This is a genomic window from Edaphobacter modestus (assembly GCF_004217555.1).
Lineage (GTDB): Bacteria > Acidobacteriota > Terriglobia > Terriglobales > Acidobacteriaceae > Edaphobacter > Edaphobacter modestus.
The window spans coordinates 4,856,629-4,868,436 of the sequence record NZ_SHKW01000001.1 but is presented as its reverse complement, the minus strand read 5'-3'; the positions used below and the strand labels follow the sequence as shown (position 1 = coordinate 4,868,436).

Sequence of the window (11,808 nt, the reverse complement as noted above, 5' to 3'; positions counted from 1 at the left end):
ATATCTAAGACTGAAAGAAGCGCGCCCACAATGGGGCGCGCTTTCGTTTTGGCGAGATTATTTCTTCTCGCTTGCCGGCGGGATGATTCCATTCATCCGCAGATACTCCGCCAGTTGCCCATAGTGATCGAACCCATGGGCGATAACGCCCGCGGTAAGGCTTGCCCGGGTCTGGGGTCCGCGGACACTCTCAAAGGCGTTCGCGGCGGTGAGGGTACCGATCGCCTGATGGACGAAGGCAAACGATTTTTCGAGGGCGGCAACGATCTGATCTTTCTCTTTGAGCGCTCCAATCGCCTTCACGTCCGCCTCCGGCTTAAGGCCACTCAGTAAGCCGCCGTAGAAATAGTTCGCCTGAGCGACGTGCGCCACCATCTGTCCGAAGGTGCGAACCCCTTTGTTGTCCGGCGACAGATAGTCGGTTTTCTGCGAGGACGCGAAGATCGCCGCGCTAGGAGCAAAGTTGTATTTGTCCGCAGGCATCGCCTTTGCCAACCCCATGAACTGCTCTTCTAAGGCGCTCAGTGCCGTATCGAACGACTTTGCCGGCTCGATCATCGTTCCGGGCGCGACCTTCGGAGTCGCCGCACCAGTCTGTTGCGCCATTACCGTTGTGGCGCAACAAGCCGCCAACATCCACACCATCATCATTCGCTTAAACATCTTGTCTGTCTTCCTTTCGTCTGACACGCAGTCTGAAGCCGTAGATTCCGGGCTAAGCCTATCAGAACCGTCTGGATACCTATACGACATTCGTCCCAAAATGCCTCCTAATTCCATGGCGAGTAAAATAGCGATATGCAGCGTATTTACATGGACGCGAACGCAACTACACCTCTTCTTCCGGAAGTGTTCGAGGCGATGCGTCCCTTCTACCTTGAGCATTACGGCAACGCCAGCTCCATTCATCAGCAGGGCCAGCATGCCCGCTCTGCAGTCGATCGCGCGCGCGAGGCCATCGCCGGCCTGTTGCACTGCCGCCCTGCGGAGGTGGTCTTCACCTCGGGCGGAACGGAAAGCGACAATCTCGCTCTCTTCGGGGTTCTCTCACCGGGCGACCACCTTATCACCACCACAATCGAGCACCACGCTGTGCTGCATGCTGCCCAGTCCCTTGAAAAGCGCGGCGTCGAGGTTACCCTCCTCCCGGTTACGCCCCAGGGAATCGTGGAGCCGGCTACGCTGCTCGCAGCTCTGAAACCGAATACCCGTCTGGTCAGCGTGATGTACGCCAACAATGAGACCGGCGTCATTCAGCCCATCGATGCCCTTGCAGGAATCGCTCACGCGGGCGGAGCCCTGTTCCATACAGACGCCGTTCAGGCGGGGGGCAAGCTTCCATTGGATGTAAGCTCCCATGGCTTCCTCAAGGACGTCGACCTGCTCACCCTCTCGGGCCACAAAATCTACGCTCCTAAGGGGATCGGTGTGCTCTACGTACGCCGCAGCGTTCAACTTTCGCCGATGTTCCATGGAGGATCGCACGAACGTCAGCGGCGCGCAGGCACGGAAAATGTTCCGGGGATCGTTGGGCTGGGCAAGGCTGCCGAGCTTTCCGCTGAGTGGATCAGGAATGACGGTCCGGCGAAGCTCGCGGCTTTACGAGATCGCCTGGAGCGGGGAATTCTTTCGCAGATTGAAGAGACAGGGATCAACGGGGCCGGGGCCCCACGCGTCTGCAATACCACCAATGTCTACTTCGACCACGTTGAGGCGGAGGCCCTGCTAATCGCGCTTGACCTGAAGGGTCTCTCGGTAAGTGGCGGCAGCGCCTGCCAGTCCGGCGCAAGTGAGCCTTCCCATGTCCTGACGGCTATGGGACTCTCTGCGGCGCGTGCGCGAGCCAGCATTCGCTTCTCTCTCTCGAAGCTCACCACGGAGGAGGAGGTCGATGAGGCTCTCAGGCTGATACCAGCGGCAGTCGCTCATCTACGGGAACTTTCGCCAGCTCACAGCAAGAAGGCAGTTGCGGTAACGGTTTAGACAACAAAGCTCTTCGGCCCGGGCAGACCTGATCGTCAACTCACTTGTGGAGCAACTCCATGCGGACGACACCGGCTTCAGGGAAACACTGTACTTACTTTTTTCTCTTCTGGTGTTCTGGCAGCTCTGCGTATCCACCTGGGCGCAGTCCGGCTTCGACGATGACCGGGTTATGCTGCAGGGTTTCTACTATGAGTCCTATCGCTTCGGACACCCGGACAAATTTCCCGGTCACGGAACGCAGCTCTGGTATGAGATTGTGAAGGCGGACGCTCCCGCCATCGCCGCCGCCAACTTCGATCTCGTCTGGATGCCTCCACCCTCCTACGCAGGAGATTTCAGCCTCGGCTATAACCCCAAAAGATATTTTCGTTTGGATAACAGCTTCGGAAGCCGCAAACAACAGCAGGCGGCCCTTGCGGCACTGCTCAACAGTGGGGTCGAGCCCATCGCGGATATCGTCATCAATCATCGCGACGGCATCAACAGCTGGGCGGACTTCAAAGATCCATCCTGGGGGACATGGTCCATCTGCACGGATGACGAGGCCTTCATCAACCCATCGTCCGGCGTCGCGAACACTCCCGCGGAGCAGCGAGGCAAATGCGAAGAGGTTGTCTCGTACAGACCGGGGAGCACCTACGCTTACTCTTCCTTCCGCGATCTCGCGCACACAGACGTTCGCGTTCGGCGAGATATTGTGCGGTATCTCCTCGCGTTACAGTCGCTTGGCTATCGTGGCTGGCGCTACGATATGGTCCACGGCTACGGCGCACAATGGATTTCTCTGTACAACGGCATCACCAAGCCAACATTTTCTGTGGGCGAGTACGACTGGACTCAGCAGGCCGAAGAGCGTGGATGGATATGGGCAACTGCCACGGACAACACCGCAGCCGGTGCGGCGCACCTTAAGACATCGAGCGACGTCTTCGACTTCGAAACCCAGTTTGGCCTGAAGTCGATCGTCGGCAGCGCCTATACCCAGCTCTACGGGTTTGGCAATGGCATAGGGCTCGCAGGAGACACGACCGATGGCATGCCTTGGAAACAGCGCGCCGTGACCTTCGTCGAGAATCACGACACCGGCTTCCGCACCAACGATGACGGAACACCGCAATCAGATCACCGCTCCGATTCCTTCGCCAACAACTGGCAGGTGGAGCAGGCTTATGCCATTGTGCTGACACATCCGGGAATTCCCTGTGTCTACTGGAAACATTACTTTGAATGGGCTCCGATCTTCAGAACAAGATCAAGGCGCTGATCAATGCACGCAAGGTCGCAGGGGTAACTTCAGGCAGCATCGTAGATATGCAGGAGAATGCCCGACAAGCAGGCCTTTATGCCGCTCGCATCCGTGGAAGCCACGGAGCTCTGTATGTTCGGGTAGGCGGGGACGACAACCAGTGGAACCCCAGCAGCTCCGGCTACGCAGATTATCGAGTGTATGCGCAGGGTTCCGGTTGGTCGGTCTGGGTTGGATTACCGGGAAACCCTTCCGTCGTTACAGCGGCGCACCATGCAGCATTTCCCATTCCCCGGTACAAACAGGCCAGCCGTCAGAGAGCTCCATTCTGATCACAGATACCAGGGGATGTTCACTACGACGATCCGCTGATTCCCCTTCAAGAGCAGGAGAAGCTTCAACAGTTGCACACGCTGATTGTGGAGAGCGTTCTCCCACCAGTGACGCACGACCAGCTCGGGCAGAAGCACAGCAACCTTCCTTCCCGGGTTGTTGTGTTCAAGCTCCAGGATGTAATCCATCAGGGGATTGATGATAAAGCGATAGTTCGATGGAATCGTGACCAGCTCAGGTATACGCAGGCCTTCTTTCTGGATAGGAGCAATAATCTTATCGCCCCACTCCTCTTCCAGACCCATGGGCTCATCGTCGGAATGAACATGGACGACCTTGAGATCCTGCGACATCACCATTCCGAAACGTAGCGCCTTTTCCGCGATGCGGTCCCAGCGCGCCATGGGAATAACGACGATCGGCTCCTGCAGATTGGTCAGGTTCAGCGGCGTCATGTCCTTCATCTCACGCTTCACGCGGGTGTAGTGACGCTTGACCACCATCATGATTACGATCAAAAAAGGAACCAGAAGAGCCGTTACCCACGCGCCGGCCATGAACTTCGCGATCAGGACGACCACAAGGGTGATGCCAGTCGCCACAGCACCGAAGGCGTTAACGAACATGTGCCACAGCCGGCCTGGGTGCTTTTCCATCCTGAGCCAGTGCACCACCATGCCGGCCTGCGAGAGAGTGAAGGCCAGGAACGCTCCAATGGCGTAGAGCGGAATCAGCTTATCGGTGACGCCCCCGAACAGGATGAGGATGATCGCGGTGAAGCCGGTCAGTGCATAGATGCCGTGCGAGTACAACAGCCGTCTGCCACGAAGGATAAACACATGCGGCAGATAGTCATGCATCGAAATAGCGCGAGCCAGGCGCGGGAAATCCGCAAAGGCCGTATTCGCGCTCAAAGACAACGCCAGCAGCACGCTCCCCATGGTGAGGTAGTAAAACCATCCGCGCCCGAAGATTGCCGTCGTAAGGATACTGAGGACGTTTTGATAGTTATGGGCTTCGGGCTCCATGGCGGTAATTCCATATGCCTTCGAAAGCCACGTAATTCCGAACAGAAGAACGATCAGGGTTACGACGATGATCGACAGCGTCCGCTGCGCCTTTTTGGCTCGAGGCTCTTCGAACGCCATCACGCCATTCGATACGGCTTCGACGCCGGTCATCGCCGCGCATCCGCTGGCGAAGGTCTTCATCAACAGCCACAGTGTCAAATACTTTACTGTCGTTGCGGCAGGAGGTGGCGGTATGACGACGGGCACCGGATGACCGCCGCTGAGGTAGAAATGAACCGTGCCCACGACGATTACAGCGAGCAAAGACCCCACAAACAGGAAGGTCGGAATAATAAACGCCGCGCCCGTGTCCTTTACCCCTCGTAGATTCACGATTGTCAGCACGACGAGAATCACCAGACAGATGGACAGCCTGTGATTGTGCAGTTCGGGAACCGCCGACGTGAGCGCGGTAACGCCCGCCGAGATACCCACAGCTGCAGTGAGGATGTAGTCGATCATCAGCGCAGCAGCAGCAAGCAGTCCTGCCCCAGCGCCCAGGTTCTCCGTTGCGACGGTGTAGGATCCACCACCGCCTGGATAAGCCTCAATCGTCTGGCGATAACTGAAGAAGACAATCACCAGCAAGATCAGGATCGCCGAAATCACCGGAACGATGTGGTCGAGCCCCGCGATTCCCATCGGAATCAGGAGTGTCATGGCGGCTTCAGGCCCGTAAGCTGCGCTCGTTAGAGCGTCAAGCCCGAAGATAGGTATTCCCGCCGCTATTCCAATATGCTCTGCTCGTTCGTCACTGGACGCCAGAGGCCGTCCAAAAAGTACATCGGTAAAAGACATAGCCGTAATCGATACTAACTTGCTTCGTCAACCAGCAATCAACTTTTATCCGGGAATACACTGTAAATTATCATGGCAAACCTCTACGACATCCCCGTCCAGCGCATCACCGGTGAGCCCGCATCGCTCGCCGACTACCGTGACAAGGTCCTGCTCATCGTCAATGTAGCGTCACAATGTGGTCTGACTCCTCAATACGAAGCGCTTGAGAAGCTTTACTCGGAGTTCCGGGATGTCGGCCTGGTCGTCTGCGGCTTTCCAGCGAACGACTTCGGAGCCCAGGAGCCGGGTAGCGATGACGAGATCGCTTCTTTCTGCAAGACGAATTACTCCGTAGAGTTCCCTCTGTTCGCAAAGATCGCAGTCACGGGAGACGGTATTCATCCGCTTTACAGGGCTCTGATCGAAACCGAGCCTCAGGCGATTGGAGAGACACGCTCCGGCTTCCGCGAACGGCTCAACGGCTTTCTCCGCGACAAACACAATGGAGCAAGTACTAATCCCGAACCAGGGATACTCTGGAACTTCGAGAAGTTCCTTGTTGACCGTAAGGGCAACGTTGTGGCCCGTTTCTCGCCCGAGATTACCCCTGACGATTCAAGGATCGTCTCTGCCATTCAGTCCACACTTGCGGTCTAGGATTTTCTATTGCGTCTCCCAGCCGGCATCACTCGTCTCTTGTCTATCCACCCAACTTATCGCGTCTCGAAGGATACAAGCCCCCTTATGTCCATTCGTTCTGCCGTTCTTCCGCTGGCCTTGCTCATAACCGCATCTGCCGTTGCCCAGGAAACTCCGATTCGGATCACCGCCGATCTGTCCGATGCTCCGCGCAAGATCTATCACGCGGAGCTCGACATCCCGGTCAGATCCGGTACGGTTTCGCTCACGACGCCGGAATGGATCCCAGGAAACCATCGCCCTACCGGACCGGTGAGCGACATCACAGGGGTGGTCTTCACCGCCAACGGCAAGCCCCTTGTCTGGCGACGTGACGATCGGGATATGTATCAGTTCCACGTCACTGTGCCGGCAGGCGTAACAACGCTGCACGCTCATCTGGACTGCATCGTCACGTCCCGCGTGAGCCAGAAGCTGGCGGTATTGGAATGGGAGAAGCTTCTTCTTTATCCCGCCAACAAGCCGGTGAAGGAGATCGCGATCCAGCCCTCCGTTACGGTTCCCAAAGGCTGGGGTATCGGCACCGCTCTCACCCCCACGGACGGATACGATCCGCAACATCCTGCCGGCGGCACCACCCACTACGCCGCAACCACTGTTGAGCAACTGGAAGACTCCCCCGTCATCGCCGGAGAGTACTTTCACGAATTCGCGCTCGCTCCCGAAGTCACACCGAAGCACTATATCGATGTTGTGTCGGACCTGCCTGGAGATTCAAATCTCCGCCCTGCCCTGCTCACGGAGTTGAATAATCTCGTCCGCGAGACTGGGGCTGCGTACGACTCGCGTCACTACAACGTCTACCACCTCCTGCTGACGCTCTCTGACGTAGCTGGCGGAGAAGGGCTCGAACACGGTCAATCCTCCGATAACGGCGTCGGAGAGAAGGGCTTTTCAGACGACGCGCACCAGCTTGCGGAGGCCGATCTTCTGGCGCATGAGTTTACGCACTCCTGGAACGGAAAATATCGTCGCCCTTACAACCTTTACCAGGACGATTTCGCGAAGATGCAGCAGGGCTCGTTGCTGTGGGTCTACGAAGGAATGACGCAGTATTTGGGCAACGTGCTGGCCGCGCGTTCTGGCCTGAAGTCCCAAGCGGAGTATCGAGACCTGCTGGCGATGTCGGCAGCAAATCTGGATTACAAGCCTGGCCGCCAGTGGCGCTCCACCGAGGACACCGCCATCGCCGCCAGCATCCTTCGCGGAGGCAATCCGGCCTGGTCCAACTGGCGGCGCGGTCAGGACTACTACCAGGAGGGCGAACTCTTCTGGCTGGATGCGGATACGCTCATTCGCAAACAGACGAATAACAAGAAGTCACTCACCGATTTCCTGCACATTTTCCTGGCAAAAGGCGGCAACACCGGTCCACTCGTCGTTCCCTATAACCGCGACGAGCTTGTTGCCGACCTTAATCAGGTCGTCAAATATGACTGGACTACGTTCATTCATGAGCGCATCGACAACATCAATCCCCACGCGGATCTCGATGGTATCGAGCGCGGCGGATACAAACTTGTCTTCACGGACAAGCCCAGCGTCTCCGAACGGACGATGGCCAGCGCAGGAGGAAGACGCGCCGGCGGAATCAACGTCTGGTACTCCCTCGGGCTGCGCGTTACGGGTGAAGGCGTCATCACGGATGTCCGCTGGGGAGGACCTGCGGATAAGGCAAATCTCGCTCCTGGGCAAAAGGTTCTCGCCGTCAACGGAACGATCTTCTCCAGCGATGCCTTGAAGACGGCTATCCAAGAGGCTAAAGGAAAGACCGAGTCAATTCACCTCATTCTGCAGGCTGATACCTTCGTCTCCACCGCGGATATCGATTACCACGAGGGTGAGCGATATCCGGTGCTGCAACGAATCGATGGAACACCTGCATACCTCGACGACATCACCACTCCCCTCACAAAGCCGGAAACAATCTCGAAGTAAGCAACACCCAGACTAGCGATAGCGCCTCTTTGCGAGGCGCTATTGTTTTTGACCTGATGGTTGAAGCTCCAGGGTCAAGACCTCGAATGGATTAAGTTGAAAGCGGTGCGGCGTGCCTGCTTTCAACTCGACCGAGACTCTCTCCGTATCTTCCCTCCAGGGACTGTGCGCTGAGAAGTTTTGTGCGGCACTCTCAGGAAGCTCCAGAACTGTGGCTACATCAAGCGAGATCTCCTGCGGCTTATCGGAGGGATTGCGCAGCACCAGAATGCTCTTCTCCTTCGACCACGACGCCCAACCGTACACATCCAGCCATGCCGGATCTCCGCCTACCCAGTGCGTATCCTTCAACACGCTCGCATTGTTGCGCGACCACCGAGCGGCCTCGGCCAGTGTGTCCCAGTTCTTCTCCGAAAGAAGATCCGGCGTCAGATACATCTCCTGCAGCTGCGTCCCGGTGCCGAAGTAGGAGCGCACCTCGTTCGAAAAGTCGTCGCCCGGATCATCCTTCAATCGCTCGTCATAACGGGCATAGATAATTCCATGCAGCATAAGCGAGCTCAGAGGAAACAGCGGCCCTTTGGCGACGATTCGCTCATAGGTCTGCGCATCGCGATAGGTAATCCACCGTTCACGTTTCGTTCCTACACCGGCCAGGGCATCATCCTCTCCGCCACGCCAGATGGAATCGGCATAGCGCAGCCAGAATGGTGACGCAGTTGTTCCTGTTGTGAGATTGATGTAGATATCCGGTTTCGCTTCCCGGAGATCATCGATCAGATGGATCATCGCATCGAAGTCGCTGTCAAAGCTGCTTCCAGCAACGACATGGTTGACATTGCCGGTTCCATCAAATTTGAACTGGTTCACGCCCTGTTCGCGAATCATCTTCAGACAGACATCGCGAAACCGCTCATAGTACTTCGGTCCCGAGAGGGCGAAACCTCCGCTAACAATCTCGAAGCCCTGCACCTGGCCGAACTTCACGCGCTCCTGCTTCGGTTTCGAATAGCCTCCCCATGGAGACAACCACACGCCCGGCGTGAACCCGTACTTCTGTGCCGCTTCGCGAATCGGCACAAAACCATTGGGAAAGCCTTTGTTGAAACTCCACAGCGAGGCATGATCGTCCCAGCCATCGTCGAAGAGAAATGAGTCCATCGTGACGCCGCGCTTCTCGTGCAGCTCTTCACCGAACGTCCGGACTCGATCGAGCGCCATCGCCTGATCGTATGGCGTAAAAAATCCCATGTCGTACCAGGAGTTGTAGTGAAGGAACGTTCTATAGGGATGTGCACGTTCCCGTTCGAGATATTCCAGAAAGCCTCGCCGCAGCTGACCGCTCGGGACGACTCCCACGACCGATGAATAGGTAATGGACTGGCCTTTTACGAGCGGCAGCGTACGTTCCAGATCTGCCGTCGCTTCACCGTGCACGACGCGGCTGATGGAGAGTGGGTGTTCGAATCCGAGAAAGAAATCTCCCGAAGCGATCGGTGAGCCGGCGACCGTTCCTACCACTCTTGTGTTGCGAAGCACGTCATCCGCTGGCCTGATATCGATCAGGCGCACGCTGCGCATTGCCAGGTCGTGCGTCGGAGCCTCAAGCGTATAGACCTGACGTATGTACCTCGAACCATCGCGCAACTCCAGGCTCCACCGGACGCGCAGGCCGCTTTGCTCATCCTCGAGCACGGCATGGATCGCTTTGCCCGTAAATCGTTCTGACTCCCGGGAGGCCGCTGTATTGGCCTTCATCTCCGTAGTCACGGGACGCTGAACCACGTGCATCTGATCTCCGCGTACGATCGTGCCATCCGCGAACAAAATGCTGAAAGGACCGTCCAGAGGCAACGTGCGATTCGCCAGCATGTCCTTCAGTTCAAGATGAAGTCCCGGTCCGTTTGCATTGCACCGAGCCGCGATGACACGATTGCCAAGAATCAAGCTTCCGGCCGCGCCTTCAACAACGGCCTTGCCTCCGTCCGGTATCTGTGCCGACATCATTCGTACAGAAAACAGCAACAGCCAAGCCGAGATGCCCTTCCGCATCTTTTCCTCCGCATGTCATAAGCTTGGCCAGAATTAGAACACATCGCGCGCTGTACAACGAAGCAGCCACTGCTCCCTCGTGTGTGTAGGATCGGCTCGTTGAAATCGATCAATCTTTCAGGACATAGATCCTATATCCGTCCGGCGATTGCTTGCGGCTCCACCAGTGATTCGGTCGACCGGGAGTCCATTCCGTTTTCAGGAGATACTCCGTCGAGAGATACTCTGCGAACTCGGGCCATCTTGCCAGCTTCCGGTAATCACCGGGACCATCGATGTGAAGCCAGCTGCTTACTACGATGACTCGAGGCGGATTTCTCGCGAAGGCACGACGGAACTGCTCGCGTGTAGTGCGAACAACCGGGGTTGTCTCCGGACCGAAGAGCAGGAAATCCGAGAGCACTCCGGTCGATTGGACCAGGCGCATCCTGTACAAAGTCGAACCGCAACCGGAGATGGAATCAATGCATTGAATATGACCCGAAAGCTCGGGCCCACCAAGTCGGTCCAAACTCTCTTCGAGCGACGTAATAAAGTCCGCGTGCGTTTCGTATTGATGGATAAGAAAGATCGAGGTCGGAGCGATGATCACGGAACCCACGATCAGCCCTGAGAAAGCGATGACACGAGCCGCCGAACGCAATCGCAAAGCGCTCGTAAAGTCGATCGCCATCAGGGGCAGCAGAAAGACCAGTAACGGATAGCGGTAATAAGGATAGCCGCGTGCCTGAACGATGTAAGAGATAAGCCCGAATCCGATGCCGCACAGAAGTGCCAGACGCTCCCAACTGAGGTGGGGTCTCACAACCGCCAGCAGGAGCCACAGCAGGACAACCGGCAACAAGGGAGAAATACTGTGAAGCAATAGAAAGCCGAATGGCCGATGTCCCAGGCTGGCGTAATAAGGAACGATTCCGGATAGACCCTCGAGAAAAGCTTCAGCCGCATGCCATTTCAGGAGAAAGAGAAGCGCGACTGCCGGGCCGATCGTAAGACCTGCCGAAGCCGACCACGCCGGCCCATAGGCTGCCTTTCCTCGCCTTCGCAGGGTGATGAGCGCCAAGAGCAGCAGGACCACTCCAAACGGCAGAATGGTTGGTTTGATCGTTGCGGCCACACCAGAAAAAAATCCGAAGAGAGCAAAGGGCCATGAACGATTCCTGCGCACTCCGTGGAAGAGAAATGCAATTGAAATCAGTAAGCAGATCGCCATCGTGAGATCCCGTTGCCCCGCCTGGCCAAGTCCATCCCGGCCATGGACCAGGATCAACAATCCGGCCGCGAAGCATCCGGCGAACCAGTCGTAGGGAAGGGTGATAGCGAAGATGGCTGCAGCAGCGGCCGCCATCAGCGTGAAGTCGAAGAGCCGCCAGGCGAGATCCCCTCCACCGAACGTGTGCATCACGACCCACTCGATGATGTAGACGCCAGGCATATTCATATCGCCCAGGTCGCGGTAAGGGGCCATCCCATGGTCCATCAGAAAGCATATGTAGTGGATGAGAGATGCATCGCCTACGAGTGGCCAATGGCGGCTCCAGATAACGAACAGCAGGACGCACAACAGCAGGATCCAGGCTAGAACCGCCCTCAGAACGCGATGGAGCGACTGCATGACCGTAGGGAGCCTCGCACGGGACTATAGTAGCGCGCTTATACCCTGAAGACCGAATTATTGGAAGTGGCTTAAATAGAAAGAGCGCG

9 protein-coding genes are annotated in these 11,808 nt (G+C 56.9%); 5 read left to right on the top strand and 4 right to left on the bottom strand.

Annotated elements, in window-relative coordinates; genetic code table 11:
- Window positions 1-57: 57 nt before the first annotated feature.
- Complete coding sequence (locus BDD14_RS20525; RefSeq protein ID WP_130420752.1) at window positions 58-663, bottom strand: DinB family protein; 606 nt, start codon at window positions 661-663, stop codon at window positions 58-60.
- Between the two features lie 135 nt (window positions 664-798).
- Here BDD14_RS20525 and BDD14_RS20520 point away from each other — a divergent pair, with 135 nt between their 5' ends.
- The 3 genes from BDD14_RS20520 to BDD14_RS32490 are packed head-to-tail and all read left to right on the top strand — an operon-like array spanning window position 799 to window position 3,564.
- Entirely contained in the window at window positions 799-1,983 is a 1,185-nt protein-coding gene (locus BDD14_RS20520; protein WP_130420750.1) for a cysteine desulfurase family protein, read from the top strand.
- Between the two features lie 46 nt (window positions 1,984-2,029).
- A complete protein-coding gene (locus BDD14_RS20515; RefSeq protein ID WP_207231784.1) occupies window positions 2,030-3,250 on the top strand; it encodes an alpha-amylase family protein in 1,221 nt (406 codons plus the stop codon).
- Complete coding sequence (locus BDD14_RS32490) at window positions 3,214-3,564, top strand: alpha-amylase C-terminal beta-sheet domain-containing protein (RefSeq protein WP_207231783.1); 351 nt, start codon at window positions 3,214-3,216, stop codon at window positions 3,562-3,564. The genes BDD14_RS20515 and BDD14_RS32490 overlap by 37 nt, the downstream gene beginning before the upstream one ends.
- Here BDD14_RS32490 and BDD14_RS20510 read toward each other — a convergent pair whose 3' ends face one another.
- Entirely contained in the window at window positions 3,565-5,433 is a 1,869-nt protein-coding gene (locus BDD14_RS20510; protein WP_130420748.1) for an APC family permease, read from the bottom strand.
- A gap of 72 nt (window positions 5,434-5,505) precedes the next feature.
- Here BDD14_RS20510 and BDD14_RS20505 point away from each other — a divergent pair, with 72 nt between their 5' ends.
- Together BDD14_RS20505 and BDD14_RS20500 are read left to right on the top strand one after the other, a co-directional pair.
- Window positions 5,506-6,072, top strand: a complete 567-nt coding sequence (locus tag BDD14_RS20505) for a glutathione peroxidase (protein ID WP_130420746.1) — start codon at window positions 5,506-5,508, stop codon at window positions 6,070-6,072.
- Window positions 6,073-6,159: 87 nt separating this feature from the next.
- Window positions 6,160-8,052, top strand: coding sequence for a M61 family metallopeptidase (locus tag BDD14_RS20500; RefSeq protein WP_130420744.1), 1,893 nt, complete (start codon window positions 6,160-6,162; stop codon window positions 8,050-8,052).
- Window positions 8,053-8,091: 39 nt separating this feature from the next.
- On the opposite strand, the gene BDD14_RS20495 is transcribed toward BDD14_RS20500, so the two are convergent.
- Window positions 8,092-10,104, bottom strand: coding sequence for an alpha-amylase family protein (locus tag BDD14_RS20495; RefSeq protein WP_130420742.1), 2,013 nt, complete (start codon window positions 10,102-10,104; stop codon window positions 8,092-8,094).
- A gap of 109 nt (window positions 10,105-10,213) precedes the next feature.
- Entirely contained in the window at window positions 10,214-11,719 is a 1,506-nt protein-coding gene (locus BDD14_RS20490) for a glycosyltransferase family 39 protein (protein WP_130420740.1), read from the bottom strand.
- Window positions 11,720-11,808: the final 89 nt, after the last annotated feature.

Coding starts and splice junctions, on each gene's coding strand:
- BDD14_RS20525 (WP_130420752.1), bottom strand. CDS start 663: ATGTTTAAGCGAATGATGATGGTGTGGATGTTGGCGGCTTGTTGCGCC.
- BDD14_RS20520 (WP_130420750.1), top strand. CDS start 799: ATGCAGCGTATTTACATGGACGCGAACGCAACTACACCTCTTCTTCCG.
- BDD14_RS32490 (WP_207231783.1), top strand. CDS start 3,214: ATGGGCTCCGATCTTCAGAACAAGATCAAGGCGCTGATCAATGCACGC.
- BDD14_RS20510 (WP_130420748.1), bottom strand. CDS start 5,433: ATGTCTTTTACCGATGTACTTTTTGGACGGCCTCTGGCGTCCAGTGAC.
- BDD14_RS20505 (WP_130420746.1), top strand. CDS start 5,506: ATGGCAAACCTCTACGACATCCCCGTCCAGCGCATCACCGGTGAGCCC.
- BDD14_RS20500 (WP_130420744.1), top strand. CDS start 6,160: ATGTCCATTCGTTCTGCCGTTCTTCCGCTGGCCTTGCTCATAACCGCA.
- BDD14_RS20495 (WP_130420742.1), bottom strand. CDS start 10,104: ATGCGGAAGGGCATCTCGGCTTGGCTGTTGCTGTTTTCTGTACGAATG.
- BDD14_RS20490 (WP_130420740.1), bottom strand. CDS start 11,719: ATGCAGTCGCTCCATCGCGTTCTGAGGGCGGTTCTAGCCTGGATCCTG.